Annotated in this window: 13 protein-coding genes, 1 pseudogene and 1 other annotated feature; of the genes and pseudogenes, 6 read left to right on the plus strand and 8 right to left on the minus strand. The window is 36.6% G+C overall.

The window, feature by feature from the left end:
- Nucleotides 1-72 precede the first annotated feature (72 nt).
- The 4 genes from PSR14_RS15185 to lsrF are packed head-to-tail and all read left to right on the plus strand — an operon-like array spanning nucleotide 73 to nucleotide 3744.
- Complete coding sequence (locus PSR14_RS15185) at nucleotides 73-1005, plus strand: sugar-binding transcriptional regulator (RefSeq protein ID WP_000192720.1); 933 nt, start codon at nucleotides 73-75, stop codon at nucleotides 1003-1005.
- The gene (gene lsrK / locus PSR14_RS15190) at nucleotides 1005-2567 is read left to right on the plus strand and encodes an autoinducer-2 kinase (RefSeq protein WP_142328652.1); all 1563 of its coding nucleotides are present in this window, start codon (nucleotides 1005-1007) and stop codon (nucleotides 2565-2567) included. The genes PSR14_RS15185 and lsrK overlap by 1 nt, the downstream gene beginning before the upstream one ends.
- Nucleotides 2568-2592: 25 nt before the next feature.
- On the plus strand, nucleotides 2593-2955 hold the full coding sequence (locus tag PSR14_RS15195; protein WP_000909989.1) for a dimethylsulfonioproprionate lyase family protein: 363 nt from the start codon (nucleotides 2593-2595) through the stop codon (nucleotides 2953-2955).
- 6 nt (nucleotides 2956-2961) lie between these two features.
- Entirely contained in the window at nucleotides 2962-3744 is a 783-nt protein-coding gene (gene lsrF, locus PSR14_RS15200) for a 3-hydroxy-5-phosphonooxypentane-2,4-dione thiolase (protein WP_000219760.1), read from the plus strand.
- A 99-nt stretch (nucleotides 3745-3843) separates the two neighbouring features.
- On the opposite strand, the gene PSR14_RS15205 is transcribed toward lsrF, so the two are convergent.
- The 5 genes and pseudogenes from PSR14_RS15205 to PSR14_RS15225 form a co-directional block, all read right to left on the minus strand.
- Nucleotides 3844-4347, minus strand: a complete 504-nt coding sequence (locus tag PSR14_RS15205) for a GNAT family N-acetyltransferase (RefSeq protein ID WP_000204931.1) — start codon at nucleotides 4345-4347, stop codon at nucleotides 3844-3846.
- A 284-nt stretch (nucleotides 4348-4631) separates the two neighbouring features.
- Nucleotides 4632-5015, minus strand: a pseudogene (locus tag PSR14_RS15210) (DNA polymerase subunit beta); the annotation flags it as partial.
- 88 nt (nucleotides 5016-5103) lie between these two features.
- A complete protein-coding gene (gene hmoA, locus PSR14_RS15215) occupies nucleotides 5104-5430 on the minus strand; it encodes a heme-degrading monooxygenase HmoA (protein WP_000469503.1) in 327 nt (108 codons plus the stop codon).
- 96 nt (nucleotides 5431-5526) lie between these two features.
- The gene (locus PSR14_RS15220; RefSeq protein WP_098487282.1) at nucleotides 5527-6747 is read right to left on the minus strand and encodes an MFS transporter; all 1221 of its coding nucleotides are present in this window, start codon (nucleotides 6745-6747) and stop codon (nucleotides 5527-5529) included.
- 51 nt (nucleotides 6748-6798) lie between these two features.
- Entirely contained in the window at nucleotides 6799-7842 is a 1044-nt protein-coding gene (locus PSR14_RS15225; RefSeq protein WP_098487283.1) for a helix-turn-helix transcriptional regulator, read from the minus strand.
- A gap of 163 nt (nucleotides 7843-8005) precedes the next feature.
- Between PSR14_RS15225 and PSR14_RS15230 the strand changes: the two genes are divergently transcribed.
- Entirely contained in the window at nucleotides 8006-9199 is a 1194-nt protein-coding gene (locus PSR14_RS15230) for a NupC/NupG family nucleoside CNT transporter (protein WP_000273608.1), read from the plus strand.
- Nucleotides 9200-9248: 49 nt separating this feature from the next.
- Here PSR14_RS15230 and proA read toward each other — a convergent pair whose 3' ends face one another.
- Complete coding sequence (gene proA, locus PSR14_RS15235; protein ID WP_001006729.1) at nucleotides 9249-10496, minus strand: gamma-glutamyl phosphate reductase; 1248 nt, start codon at nucleotides 10494-10496, stop codon at nucleotides 9249-9251.
- A gap of 29 nt (nucleotides 10497-10525) precedes the next feature.
- Entirely contained in the window at nucleotides 10526-11629 is a 1104-nt protein-coding gene (gene proB, locus PSR14_RS15240) for a glutamate 5-kinase (RefSeq protein WP_000744725.1), read from the minus strand.
- Nucleotides 11630-11774: 145 nt separating this feature from the next.
- Nucleotides 11775-11985: a binding site (T-box leader), on the minus strand.
- A gap of 338 nt (nucleotides 11986-12323) precedes the next feature.
- Between proB and proC the strand changes: the two genes are divergently transcribed.
- Entirely contained in the window at nucleotides 12324-13142 is an 819-nt protein-coding gene (proC, locus tag PSR14_RS15245) for a pyrroline-5-carboxylate reductase (protein WP_000360709.1), read from the plus strand.
- 142 nt (nucleotides 13143-13284) lie between these two features.
- Here the strand turns inward: proC and PSR14_RS15250 are convergent, their stop codons facing one another.
- The gene (locus PSR14_RS15250; RefSeq protein WP_000049552.1) at nucleotides 13285-14925 is read right to left on the minus strand and encodes a M20/M25/M40 family metallo-hydrolase; all 1641 of its coding nucleotides are present in this window, start codon (nucleotides 14923-14925) and stop codon (nucleotides 13285-13287) included.
- Nucleotide 14926 lies beyond the last annotated feature (1 nt).

The following is a 14926-nucleotide window of genomic DNA, read 5'->3' on the forward strand; positions in this document are numbered from 1 at the left end:
TTCAACTGGAATAAACAAAATATATGGTACATATGTTTAAGCTGTGGTCAATTGTTGAAAGGGATGAAGAGTATGACTCAGCTGAACTTTGAAGAGAATTTATTAACGAAAGTAGCTTGGTACTATTATAAGGACCAATTAACACAACAGGAAATCGCTTCACTTCTTCATATTTCAAGAAATAAAGTCGTCCGGTTATTAGATAAGGCGCGGAGTGAAGGTATCGTTACATTTCACGTAAAAGGGACTGGTTTACACTGTTTAAGTATTGAGCGTGACTTAATGAAAAAGTTCTACTTAAAAGATGCTTTTATTATCCCGACCCCAGTAAACAATTATCACGATTCTCTCGGAAAAGCTGCTGCACAATATTTAGAAACTCAGCTCCAGCAAGGAGATTTACTCGGTATTGGCTGGGGAGAAACAATTAGCAAAATGCTAGAAAACATTCATTTCGAAAGTTCTATTAATCTCTCAATCGTAACGTTAACAGGCGGAGTAAATCACTATCTCCCGAGAAAACAAAACTATTTACATTACATGCAAGGTGATCTTCACATTATCCCTACGCCGTTTCTAGCGTCTACAACCGAAATGGCACAAAGTATTCTATCAGAACCGAGTGTAAAAGATATGCTTCATGTCGCTTCACTTGCTCATACGGCTGTTGTCGGTATTGGAGGACTATCTCAAGACGCTACGATTGTAAAAAAAGAAAAATTAACATTACGTGAGATGACATATATTCGTAGTCAAAACGGTGCTGGCGATATTTTAGGACAGTTTTATGATACAAATGGCAATTTATTAGAGCTCTCGCATCACAATCGTCTAATTGGCACGCCTCTCTCTATTTTGCGCAATATGAATCATGTCGTCGGTGTTGCTGGAGGTATAGAAAAGATAGATGCAATTTATGGTGCCTTAAAAGGAAAGTTTATTCATACATTAATTACCGATGAGGAAACTGCCCTCTCCTTATTACGAAAGGATGGTGATTGTTAATGTCCCATTTATTAGCTTTCGATGCTGGTACAGGAAGCATTCGAGCAGTTCTTTTTGATTTACATGGTAATCAAATTGCAGTAAGTCAAAAAGAATGGATTCATAAATCTGACCCTCGTTACCCAGGCTCTATGAATTTTGATGTAATAGAAAATTGGAAGCTAGTACAAGAATGCACGAAAGAGGTTCTTCAAAAAAGCAATACTCCTGCCTCTTCTATTCTTGCTATTAGCGCTACAAGTATGCGGGAAGGATTTGTTTTATACGATCAAGATGGGCAAGAAATATGGGCTTGTGCAAATGTTGATGGACGCGCATCTGCAGAGGTTAGTGAACTAAAAGAAATTCGGTCACATCTTGAAAAAGATTTATATACAAAGTCTGGTCAAACTTTTTCATTAGGTGCTTTACCTCGCCTACTTTGGATAAAAAAACATGAACCCGACGTCTATAATTCTATTCACTCTTTTACAATGTTAAACGATTGGATTTTATATAAACTAAGCGGCGTGCTGCAAATTGATCCTTCAAACGGTTGTACGTCTGGAATCTTTGATTTACAAAATAGAAATTGGGATAACGATGTAGCTAAAGAGTGTGGTATAACTTTACCATTTTCACCAAAAGTAAATGAAGCTGGCACTGTGATTGGTAATGTTACAAAAGAATGTGCAGCATTAACTGGATTACGTGAAGGAATTCCTGTTGTAGCCGGGGGCGGAGATGCTCAAATGGCATCACTCGGAACTGGAGTCGTGAAACCACATCAAACATTAATATGCGGAGGTAGTTTTTGGCAACAAGAAGTGAATGTTACTGAGCCAATACCAGATCCGCATGCTGCGATTCGTATAAATTGTCACGTCGTACGTAACCTATGGCAATATGAAACGATTGCCTTTTTCCCAGGCCTCGTTATGCGCTGGTTTCGAGACGCTTTTTGCCAAGAGGAAAAGAAACTTGCTGACAAACTCGGTGTAGATGCTTATGAATTATTAGAAGAACAAGCAAAAGACGTACCTGTCGGCTCACATGGCATTATCCCTACTTTTTCAAACGTTATGAACTACATTTCTTGGCGTCATGCCGCACCATCTTTTTTAAATTTAAGTTTAGACGCTGACAAATGTGGAAAAAAAGAACTGTTCCGTGCTATTGAAGAAAATGCCGCCTTCGTTACACTTGGAAACTTAAAATTAATAGAAAATCTCACAGGGACATTCCCTTCTGAAGTCGTTTTTGCTGGTGGTGCCGCTAAAGGAAAACTATGGCCACAAATTCTATCAGACGTCCTTGGTATTCCTGTAAAAGTACCTGTTGTGAAAGAAGCAGCTGCTTTAGGAACTGCGATTGCTGCAGGAGTTGGTGCTGGCATATATGCATCTATGGAAGAGACTGCCGAAGAGTTTGTACAGTGGGAGCAAACATTCGAACCAGTAACTGAAAATCACGAACTATATAAAGAGTTCTATGAAACATGGAAAACTGTATATGACAGTCAGCTCGCTTTAGCTGATAAAGGACTCACTTCACATATGTGGATTGCGCCTGGTGCACTGTAACACATTACATAAAGGAGTGGAATGTATGTTAAAAGCGAATGAAAATGACTTCTCCTATCGCTTCGGTGATAACGGGCCGAAATATTTAATACAAGGTCCGAATATTGATCTTGGCCTTGTTGTCATTCAGCCTGGGCAGGAGTTTCAAAACCATTATCATACGACGTGCGAAGAGGTCTTTTATGCATTAGAAGGTGAAATAGATTTCTATGTAAATAACGAAAGAGTTCCAATGAAACAAGGTGACGTCCTGCAAGTTCGTCCTCATGAATCTCACTATCTTATTAACCATTCTGACAAACCTTTTAAAGCGGTTTTTATAAAGTCACCACATTTACCAAATAAAGATACTGTTCAAACGGAAAATCCAACATTAACGAAGGAGTGATTTTGAATGACTTGGGGATTTAAAAATCGATTAAATACAATTTTACCTGATGGTAGAGCGGTTATGTTAGCGATAGATCACGGCTACTTTTTAGGACCAATTCACGGGCTTGAACAACCACTTGAAACAGTTAAAAACTTGCTTCCTTACACAGATTCCCTCTTTTTAACGCGAGGTGTACTTAACTCCTGCATTCCTGAAAATTGCAGTACACCGATGGTTATGCGCGTATCAGGCGGAGCTACTGTCGTCGGTAAAGACTTAGCGAATGAAACAATTGTTACCCCTGTAAAAGAAGCAGTAAAACAAAATGCAATTGGCGTCGGTGTATCTGTTTTCGTCGGATCAGACTATGAAACACAAACAGTTACAAATCTCGCAAATGTAGTTTCAGAAGCTCATGATTATGGTCTGCCAGTACTTGGCATTACCGCAGTTGCAAAAGAACTGCAAAAACGTGAAGCTCGCTTTTTAGCACTTGCTTCCCGTGTATGCGTTGAAATGGGTGCTGACATTATTAAAACGTATTACTGCGAAGGATTCGAAAAAATTACAAGCACTTGCCCTGCCCCAGTCGTCATCGCGGGCGGCCCAAAACTAGATTCAATTGAAGACGCATTAAACATTACGTATAACGCCCTGCAAGAAGGTGCAATCGGCGTAGATATGGGCCGCAACATATGGCAATCCGAACATCCAGCTGCGATGATTCAAGCGATACATGGGATTGTGAAAAATGGGTTGAATGTGAAAGAGGCACTCCAATTATATGAGGATGTAAAAAATTAAAACAAACTATTGCATTTAAAGGAAAAGCCCATATGCTAGATTACTGAGTAATCTAACATATGGGCTTTCTTTTACGTTTTTCATTGTTTTGAATTTAATCTATAGATCGCGCACATTCCAAACAATCTCACCGCGTTCGCCAAACGTACTATGATGTCGCGTAAATCCTAACTTCTCTAACACCCGAAAAGACGCAGTATTCCAAGCGCCTACAGTAGACCATAGTCTTTTGCGCCCCGTAGCAATCGCAGCCTCCAATACCGCTGATGCTGCCTCTGTCGCATAACCCATGCGATGAGCACTACGGAACAACTCGTATGCAATCTCCGGCTCTTCAAGCGTGGAACGACCGATAATTAAGCCACAGTAACCGATGAAATCGCCTTCGTCTCGTCTACGAATCGTGAGAAGAGAAATACCATTTTCAGCTGCTATCTTGCGCTTCTCAATAAGATCGTTACGAACAGATTCAACGGTTGGCATTTCAACTCCACGTTCACCAACTAGTTCTCTAAGCCAGACTGCATCGGATTCCTCCCACATATTCAGGTCGAGTCGTTCCGTTTTCAGCTGGAACGCCATATCTTTAAATACAGATGTCATAGCGGTAACCTCCTATTTATATCACTGTACTACTTATAATCGTTTCGTACTGTACCATATGGGAAACCTGCTAGATTCTCTAGTTTTTTTGCATTAAGATACATTATTGTTATTTTATGCATAAGCAATTCCTTTGCAAAATAGACCTTGTTATGAAACTTCATTTTAAAAATTTAACTAGATTACACTCTTTTAGTTGCTACTTATACAGTATATGAAATTTATATCAACGATTTTCTCGATATATCGACGATTCAACACAACATATCGATTTACCAACAATATTATTTATGAAGCACCCACTCAATTAACTCAATTGCTGCTTTAATACGGCCCTTCGTATCATCTAAAAATAGTTTATTAAGTAACGCATCTAAATGAATTGGCTTATTCGGTAACGTTTGAATATACTTCAAAACAGATCCAGCTGGAGGTACTGGCTTATTATTAATAGCCCATATTCCTTCTACCAATGTCCAAGTTGACGTATGAACTATGTATGAAGCTTTTAACTCATCATTTGCTTTCAAAGCAGATTGAATTTTAATAAGCGAACTATGCAACCAATGAGAAATGCCTTTCACTTTGTCGCTAGAAACACGATAGTTTTCAAATTCAGATATAGCTATTTCTTTTAGTTTTTTTAAGTCACCACTTTTATCAAATAAACATTTATCACATCCATATTTTACTATAAATCAAAAAAGAGGATATTTGTTTATTAATAAACAAATATCCTCTACCTTTACATATATATTACGACTGTTGATAAGCCGCTTTCGATGATTTTACATAATAAACTGCATGATCTACATTAATAATATGATCTGGTTTTGGTTTACCACGGCTCGCTCTATGACCTGCTAAATGCTCTTCACTTGTTTCCCAGTTTTTCCATGCTTCTTCAGATTCCCAGCGAATCATAACGACTACTTCTTCGTCGCCTCGTCTTACTTTTTTCACAAGAACACTCAAGTCGATAAAGCCTTCAAACTTTTCAATAATACCTTCTCCAGTAAAACGTTCTACAACTATATTTGATGTACCTTCTTTTACTGTAAATGTTTTCGTTTCGATAAACATATATCCCACTCCTTCATTGTAATACGAATACTACTATTCTTCTATTATAGTTGATTATGATAATTATTTTCAATTATAAAGTTTAGATTTTTCGAATTATGCTGTTTTCTCTTCAACTGCCCCATCTAAAAATTTGAAATATGGGAGTAAGATTCCGATTAAAGAAGTGACACATATAATTGAACCGATAATAAAGTATAGCGCTCTTACTCCCCACATTTCACTCAATATTCCCCCTACTAACACACCTAACGGCATAGCGGATCGTATGAAAAATAATCGCACTGAAAATACTTGTCCTATCATATTGTTCGGAACTGACTGTTGGCATATCGTTGTGTTATGAACATTGAAAAATGCAATACAAATCCCTGCTATTACTTCAACTATTATTGCAATGATAATACTATGATTGAACCCTAGCGAAATGTATGTGAGCCCCCCTATAAACAATCCTCCAAGCATAAGTATAGGCCGGCTTTTATATGTTACTTTTCCGACTAGTATAGATCCAACTACATAGCCAAGTGGGAATCCGGCCATAAAATAACCAAATTCCGCATATCCCGCTGATAGCTCATCTTTTATATAAGGAAGGTTTGTGACCATTGTTACTCCTACTCCAAATTGAACAAAAGTTAGAAATATACCGAGCCAAACGATGATTGGTTTTGTGAAAAAATATGTAAAACCGTGAAGAAACTGTTCTAGCCACGTTTTCCGGATAGGTTGCGACGTTCTATTTTCTTTTATATAAAGTAAGAAAGTGCCACTAACAAATAAACAAATGCATACGAAAGATAACGCAAGTTCTGTGCCAATCAAATGAATGACTACTCCACCTAATACTGGCGCAAGAAACATCATAAGACGAGTCATTCCATCAATGTACGCATTTGCATCTTGAAGTTGTTCTTTCCCTACAATGCTCGGTGTAATTGCTTGACTTGCAGGTGTATAAAGTGGTGTAATAAGTCCCACTACAATTTGAACAACATAAATGTGCCAAACTTCTAAACTACCGGAAACTAACATTATCAAAGGTAATAAGAATACGGACGCTCGTATCCATTGTGAAAAAATCATAATCCACTTCCGACTCCATTTATCAATAAATGGGCCACTGATTAATTGCAGTATGAGTGATGGGATGAAATATAATAGCCACATACTACTTAAAGCCATTTCCGATCCTGTTAACTCATATACTAGAATTGAATTACATAACGTTCCGAACCCCCCTCCTAATTCTGAGATTGCACTACCAATCCACATAAAAAAGAACGAACGATTTTTCAATACATTTTTCAATTTCACACACCAACTTTTCTTTTATATTCCTCCCTTTATGTACATTCTTGTTGTATATTATCTATTTAAAAACGCATCTAATTCTTTCGCTAACGATTGTACTGCTTTCTTTCTTAATACATATTTCCCATCATGTATATCCACTAACTTCGCTGCACGTAACAATTTCAAATGGTGGTGTACAGTCGATTTACCAAGTTGCAATCTTTCTGTAATTTCCTGCAATGTTCGTTCTTTTTCGAACAACATTTTTACAATGCGTAACCTCGCTTCATCTCCAAGAGCTTTATGTTTTTGAACTAAAAAATAGTTCGGTTCATATGGATCTTCAGGATGGATACTTTCGTTTGCAACTGGATAATGAAATACTTTCGTATCTTCAACATCCGCCTCAATATTCCACGGTCTGTACGTTATTTGCGGGATAAGAAGTACGTGATGAACACTTGGCTCTGGCATATAGTTCACGCCACCAGTGACCCACTCGACAAACTCTTCCGGTTTCATTTTTTTATTCATTTCATTCTTTGCTTCATAATCTCGTTTGAATATAGAAAGTATTTGTTCTTCCTCTCTTTTAATAACACTGTCGTACCACCCTGTCATAACAGCAATTAAATGGGATTTTAGCACTTGTACATCAACATCACATATAAAACGAATATAAGTAGAGAAAAACTGATGTTCTTGTGTCAGTTCCATTAGTTCATGTATTGCAGTTACGTTTCCACTTGCCGCTAAAATTCTTTTTTCTTGGTACTTCTCTCCTAAAAACGGTAAACATATATACTTCAAATCTTCTTCTGAAAGTAAATCGATTTTAGCGTGAAACTGCGATACATCCTGCATGTCTTCTTCATACAACAACTGAAGCAATGCTTTCCACGTATTATTTTCTTCGACAAATTGTAAATGCTCTCTCATTTCTTCTGTTAATGATTTCTTAATTTCTTCCCATTCATTTTGACTCTTTTCAAGTGTATCAATTAACCTCTTATGAGTAATTGCTGCAATGCCAAGCGCACATTCGAAAAGTATCGAATATTTCACTTGAACGTTATAAGTTTCCCTCTTTCTACTCGTTATGTGATAGACCTCCATTTTTATCCCTCCTTGTTTGCTATATATTAAATTCTATGTTTATCGAATTTTACCTTCTATATTTTTAGAATCAACAAAATTTTAGTTGAAATACATTCATTCTAAATTAAGGAGAATAGGAGCTTTTTTATATACAAATAATAAGCCTCAAGGAGTTGTTGACATGTATTTCATATTGAATATGTTAGGGATTTTCGTTGTCATATTAATTGTTTACTTATGTTCGCCTAATAAAAAACATATAAAATGGAGACCAATTGTAATTCTCATCATATTGGAGCTTTTTATTACGTGGTTTATGTTAGGCACAAAGCTAGGCAGTATTATCATTAATAAAATTGCTTCATTTTTCAGTTGGCTACTGGCATGTGCGAATGAAGGAATTCGATTTGCATTTCCTTCTGCTATGGAAAATCAAACAATTGATTTCTTCTTTAGCGCATTACTTCCTATCATTTTTGTTATCACGTTCTTTGATATTCTTTCTTACTTTGGAATCTTAACTTGGATTATTGATAAAGTTGGTGCAATTATTTCAAAGATTTCTCGTTTACCAAAGTTAGAAAGCTTCTTTTCGATTCAAATGATGTTTTTAGGGAACACCGAAGCGCTTGCTGTTGTTCGGGATCAATTATCTGTTTTAAAAGAAAATCGTCTGCTGACTTTTGGAATTATGAGTATGAGTAGCGTCAGCGGATCCATTCTTGGTGCTTATTTATCAATGGTTCCAGCAACATATATTTTCAGCGCAATCCCATTAAACTGTATTAACGCATTAATTTTAGCCAATGTATTAAATCCTGTGGAAGTTTCGAAAGAAGAAGATGTTGTTTATTCACCTTCCAAACATGAAAAAAAGGATTTCTTTTCTACTATTTCCAACAGTATGTTAGTCGGGATGAATATGGTTATCGTTATTTTAGCTATGGTAATTGGATATGTAGCTTTAACAGCATGTTTAAATGGGATTTTAGGATTTTTTGTAACGGGTTTAACAATTCAAAAAATCTTCTCTATTATCTTTAGTCCTTTCGCTTTTTTACTCGGTTTATCGGGCAGTGATGCCATGTATGTAGCTGAACTAATGGGGATCAAAATAACGACGAATGAATTTGTTGCAATGATGGATTTAAAATCAAACTTAAAGTCTTTACAACCGCATACGGTTGCGGTTGCCACAACATTTCTAGCTTCTTTTGCTAACTTTAGTACAGTAGGTATGATTTATGGAACTTACAATTCATTATTTGGCGGCGAAAAATCATCAGTCATCGGGAAAAATGTTTGGAAGCTTCTTGTGAGCGGAATGGCTGTTTCCTTATTAAGCGCTATGCTTGTTGGGCTTTTTGTATGGTAAATAATTTTTAAAATAAAAGACACCCAAACGAATTGAGTGTCTTTTATTTTTATTTTCGAATTTGTCCATTTCCACGAATGACGTATTTTGTGGAAGTTAATGCAGGAAGTCCCATTGGTCCCCTTACGTGTAGCTTTTGTGTACTGATGCCAATCTCAGCTCCGAATCCGAATTCAGATCCATCAGTAAAACGAGTTGATGCATTGTGATACAGCGCAGCAGCATCAACAGATACGAAAAATTTGCTGACGTTTTCCTCGTTTTCTGAAATAATCGCTTCAGAATGCATAGATCCATACGTATTTATGTGGTGAATCGCTTCTTCTATAGAAGAAACTAATTTAACTGCTAGCGTGAGAGATAAAAATTCTGTCCCCCAGTCTTCTTCTGAAGCAAGTACAATTGATGAATCAATTGCCAATGCTTTTTGATCACCACGTAGCTCCACGCCTCTTGCCTTCAAAGAAGAAAACAACTCGCTACCATATTGCTCTGCCCACTTCTCATGAAGTACAATCGTTTCAATCGCATTACATACAGATGGACGCTGCGTTTTTGCATTTATAATAATATCAAATGCCATTTGTTTACCCGCTGTTTCATCAATGAAAATATGACAATTCCCCGCACCTGTTTCAAGTACTGGAACAGACGCTTCCCTCACAACAGTATCGATTAATTGTTTGCCACCTCTTGGAATAAGAACGTCTAAATAATCATTCATTGTAAATAACTGCTTCGCGCTATCTCGCGTTGTATCTTCTATAAGCTGTACACTTTCTTCTGGTAAGCTTGTTTGTTTGAGCGCTCTGTGAATAACGGCAACAATGGCTTTATTAGAATGAATAGCAGAAGAACTACCACGTAATATGACTGCGTTTCCTGTCTTCAAACAAATAGTAGCAGCATCCACTGTTACATTCGGTCTTGCCTCGTAAATCATCCCAACAACACCAAGTGGTACACGCATTTCCTGAATAGATAGTCCATTTGGCCTTTCCCATGCACTTACACATTCTCCTACAGGATCACGTAATTCAATTAGCTGCTTAATCCCCTCTGTCATATCAATAATACGATTTTCAGTTAGCATAAGACGATCAAGGAGTGAATCCGAAAATCCTTTTGCCTTACCTTCTTCTATATCGCGTTTGTTTTCCTCTAAAATATAAGCTGTTTCACTTATTAATTGATTTGCAATTGCAGCAAGTGCTTCGTTTTTTTGATCCGTATTTTTAAGCACAAGTTCTCCAGCGATTTCTTTCGCTTTTTTTCCCTTTACTAACACTTCATTCATTTTTATTTCCTCCTTTTTGATCCCTCTTCTTAAAGTGAAACCCAATGATCTCTATGGATGACTTCATAACTATGCCTTTCGCCTCTTGCTTGAATATGTTGGCTTTGCATACCTTTTATCTCTCTTAATTCCTCTGCGCTATATGTGCATTGTCCTTTTCCAATTACGCGCCCTTGTTGCGTCATGACTTCTACAACATCGCCAACTTTGAAAAATCCTGACACATTTGTAACACCCGCAGGAAGAAGACTCTTGCCATGCTGAATGATAGCTGTAGTTGCTCCAGCGTCTATTTCAATTTGACCGCTAACAACCGAATGCAAGGCAATCCATTGCTTGTTCATCTTCATTTCTTTTTGAGGGGCATTTCCGACATACGTCCCGTCACCTTTCCCCTTTAAAACATCAACAAATTTCTCTTGTCCACGTCCTGTTCCGATAAATACACTTACTCCAAGAGAGAGTGCTGTCTTTGCAGCATCGATTTTTGATTTCATACCACCAGTCCCAAGTTTTGAGCCAGCATCTCCAGCAAGAGAAGCGATTTCTTCTGTAACTTCAGGAAGGAAATAATATTTTTTCGCATCCTCATTTTTTTGAGGATTTTTATCATATAAACCGTTCACATCTGTAAAAATCATCAGCATATCTGCCGAAACAAGTCCGCTTACTAAAGCTGACAGCATATCATTATCACCGAACGTTAACTCCTCTAAAGAGATGGAATCATTTTCATTAATGATTGGAAGAGCAGAACGGTTTAGTAACTCTCCTAACGTAGCGTATGCGTTACTATATTGTTCTTTTCTAGAAAAATCACTTCTCGTCAGCAAAAGTTGCGCAGTAACAATACCATATTTACGGAATTCCTCCGTGTACGCCTGCATTAACAAACTTTGTCCGACTGCCGCTGCAGCCTGTTTCCCTTTAATTGTTACAGGTCTGCTAGGGTATCCTAGAGCAGAAAAACCTGCAGCAACGGCCCCAGATGTAATTAACAACACTTCATGCCCTTCCTCTTTCAATCGAGCTAATGCGGCAACATGATCTGAAAGTTGTTCTTTAGAAATGCCTCCATGACTATCCGCCAAAGAACTGCTCCCAATCTTTACAACTATTCGCTGTTTCTTCACTTTTTTATCCCCCAAGTCTAAAATCAAAGTTTTTTATACATTACATTTCTATTCATACAGCTTGCAGCGATTTCTATTCTTATGAGTGCTGCACGTAGCCTATTTAAGAGCAAAATAAAAATGACCGCTTCGCCCTTCATAAAATAAAAAGGACGAAACGGTCATTGTTCCGCGGTACCACCTTAATTGATATACATAGATATCCACTTGGTGCCTATAACGCAGGCGAACGCCTAAACTTTCATTTAAGACTCAGGGATAGGTTCGATATATTCTATACGAGGAATCTTTCAGCCGGTGAATTCCACTCTCTTTCGCAAGAAGACATATGTACTATTTCCCTTCAACGATTTTCGGTTTAATTTTTTTATATTATGCGATATAGTTCGATTTAGTGTCAAGAGGTATTTTTAAAAATACATAGAGCTGCGAGTTACTTGTATGAAGTTATTGCCCTACTGAATGAAAATACAAATCAATATAAGTTCAACTCATATTTATAAACATAAACCTTACATTATAGTGTATACATTTACAAAATGTCGAATATAATTAATTTTTATCTTTTCATGTTGCAAAAAGGAATATATTCTCTTAGAATGTTTCTTTATATTGCACAGAGATGTTATTGTTATATTAAGATAATACTTTCGAAATGATATAATTTATTAAAAAGGAGCAAGATTGAATTATTATGGATAAACAAATTGGATTCATCGGATGCGGAAATATGGGGATGGCTATAATTGGCGGGATGCTAAACAAAAAGATAGTGTCTTCAAATAAAATCATGTGTTCAGATTTAAACACAACGAATTTAGAAAATGCTAGTACAAAGTACGGAATAACTATAACTACTGACAACAATGAAGTCGCTAAAAATGCTGATATTTTAATTTTATCAATTAAACCAGACTTATACTCATTAGTAATTAACGAAATTAAAGAAGTAATAAAAAACGATGCTATCATCGTTACGATCGCTGCTGGTAAAAGTATTGAAAGTACTGAAAATGCCTTTAATAAAAAAATAAAAGTTGTACGAGTAATGCCTAATACTCCTGCTCTTGTTGGAGAAGGAATGTCAGCATTATGTCCGAATGAAATGGTGACAGAAAAAGATTTAGAAGATGTGCTAAACATTTTCAATAGTTTTGGTCAATCAGAGATTGTAAGTGAAAAGTTAATGGATGTTGTAACATCTGTAAGTGGCTCTTCACCAGCATACGTATATATGATAATAGAAGCGATGGCAGATGCTGCTGTACTAGATGGTATGCCAAGAAATCAAGCATATAAATTCGCAGCTCAAGCTGTATTAGGATCTGCAAAGATGGTACTAGAAACAGGCATACATCCTGGTGAATTGAAAGATATGGTTTGTTCTCCTGGGGGAACAACGATAGAAGCTGTAGCTACATTAGAGGAAAAAGGTTTACGAACAGCTATCATTTCAGCTATGCAACGTTGTACACAAAAGTCTGTTGAACTATCTGGTCAAACGAAAAAGTAAAACTATAAAAGAGATCACATTAGTTATGAATTTAATTAGAAATGCACTACATGATAAACGGCCAAACTCGAATTTACTTGAGTTTGGCCGTTTTAGCTATTAATTATATTAAAATAATTTACCTTTTCTTTTCCCTTCCCTACTATACTTGTGTAATTTTATTAGAAACAAGTAATTTTTCAATGCAAATCGGTAACATATCTAATAGCGTTTCAAATGCGTAATTTACATCTAGACGTTCTGTCCATTGATGTGCATCTTTTCCTACCGGCCCCATATTTAATACTGGAACATCAAATTCTTCTAGTTCCTGAAGTGGAATTGAGTAACCTTTATCCCATAATGGCATATTGTCTACAAGTGAACTCATTGAATGTAATGGATTTTGTAAGCCCACGTAGCTTAAATCTGAAATTCCTCCAAAATAGTTTTGGTTTTCAAATGAAATATTATGATTGAAGTGTGCATACTTTTCCATCTCTCCAACTACCTCTTTAATTAACTGGTTGTTGCGTGAACTTACAGCTGGATAATATGGCGGAGCAAAGAAAAGCACAATCATCGGCGCCTTTTCTTTACATAAAATAGCTAGTTTATCTACTAAATCAATCGTTACCGCACGATCATCTTTACCTTCTCTATTTTTAATAATGCTAGATTGAATTTCATTTATTTTCTCTTGCCCATGTTGTTCAATTGCATAAGTGATAAGCTCTTCATACGTTAATACATTCACCTTCATATTAGGCGGTATAAACGGATTATATTTAGAAAAACGATATGCTTGCTTTTCATATTGCTCTTCTATTTTTTCTGCTACTTTCGTTACTTTTTGACGCAGCAATGAAACGACATCTGTCATTGATTTTTCTAGTAAAAACAAATTAAATAATGTGACTGCGCGATGCGGAATTTGTACAGAATACTCCTCCTTTAAGTCCCTTTGAAGTAAGTTAGTTGGCGGAGGACTCGCTTCCCCTTCTACAATATCACAAAGGTCTGTATTCAACTCTAATTCTGCTGTTATTAATGAAGCCATATAACTCCCATTTAAGCCTGCAAAAGGTTCACCTACATGGGTCTCTTTTCCGTAGCAAAGAAAACCAGGTAACACTTTACCAATAGAACCAGTATAAATATATTTCTTTTGATCACCAGGGTGCCTTGAAAACATAGGCTCTGAATTTAGTACCGTTTTATACTCTAAATCATGTTCTCTTGCTAAATCTAGTAATCTTGGGACAGCAGCTCTCATCCCTACAGAGTTTACTTCTTCATCTGGTACAGCCAATAAAAGAACATTCCCATCAAATCTTCCTTCACAAGCTTGCTCAATCATTGCCATTTGTAACGTGAGGCCGCATTTCATATCCATTGTTCCTCTACCAAACAGCCAATCTCCATGTTCTATATCTTCACGTACATGGTCTGGAAGCTCATCTTTATGAGAATAAAACATAGACGTTAACTTTTTAGGATTGAATGCATCTTCTTTCCACACTCCATAATCTTGTACATCTACAACATCAAAGTGACTTACTAAAATTACGGTATTTTTTGTACGATCGCTTTTCTTTACTAGTGCTGTAACAAAATATCGTCCGTCCCCAGTCGGATTTTTTTGCAAATGGTGCGGATTTTCTTTGAAGTACTGTAAATCAGATAATTGTTCCACAACGAAGTCTGGCAATATCACTTCAGCTTCTGTACCTGTAATACTAGGAATTTCAACAAGACTGCTTAATAATTGAATCAATTGTTCTTTTGATTGCCACTTTGACATA

It is taken from the genome of Bacillus sp. A01H, assembly GCF_045277205.1.
In the GTDB taxonomy this organism is placed as follows: domain Bacteria; phylum Bacillota; class Bacilli; order Bacillales; family Bacillaceae_G; genus Bacillus_A; species Bacillus_A paranthracis.

Coding starts and splice junctions, on each gene's coding strand:
- PSR14_RS15185 (WP_000192720.1), top strand. CDS start 73: ATGACTCAGCTGAACTTTGAAGAGAATTTATTAACGAAAGTAGCTTGG.
- lsrK (WP_142328652.1), top strand. CDS start 1,005: ATGTCCCATTTATTAGCTTTCGATGCTGGTACAGGAAGCATTCGAGCA.
- PSR14_RS15195 (WP_000909989.1), top strand. CDS start 2,593: ATGTTAAAAGCGAATGAAAATGACTTCTCCTATCGCTTCGGTGATAAC.
- lsrF (WP_000219760.1), top strand. CDS start 2,962: ATGACTTGGGGATTTAAAAATCGATTAAATACAATTTTACCTGATGGT.
- PSR14_RS15205 (WP_000204931.1), bottom strand. CDS start 4,347: ATGACATCTGTATTTAAAGATATGGCGTTCCAGCTGAAAACGGAACGA.
- hmoA (WP_000469503.1), bottom strand. CDS start 5,430: ATGTTTATCGAAACGAAAACATTTACAGTAAAAGAAGGTACATCAAAT.
- PSR14_RS15225 (WP_098487283.1), bottom strand. CDS start 7,842: ATGGAGGTCTATCACATAACGAGTAGAAAGAGGGAAACTTATAACGTT.
- PSR14_RS15230 (WP_000273608.1), top strand. CDS start 8,006: ATGTATTTCATATTGAATATGTTAGGGATTTTCGTTGTCATATTAATT.
- proA (WP_001006729.1), bottom strand. CDS start 10,496: ATGAATGAAGTGTTAGTAAAGGGAAAAAAAGCGAAAGAAATCGCTGGA.
- proC (WP_000360709.1), top strand. CDS start 12,324: ATGGATAAACAAATTGGATTCATCGGATGCGGAAATATGGGGATGGCT.
- PSR14_RS15250 (WP_000049552.1), bottom strand. CDS start 14,925: ATGTCAAAGTGGCAATCAAAAGAACAATTGATTCAATTATTAAGCAGT.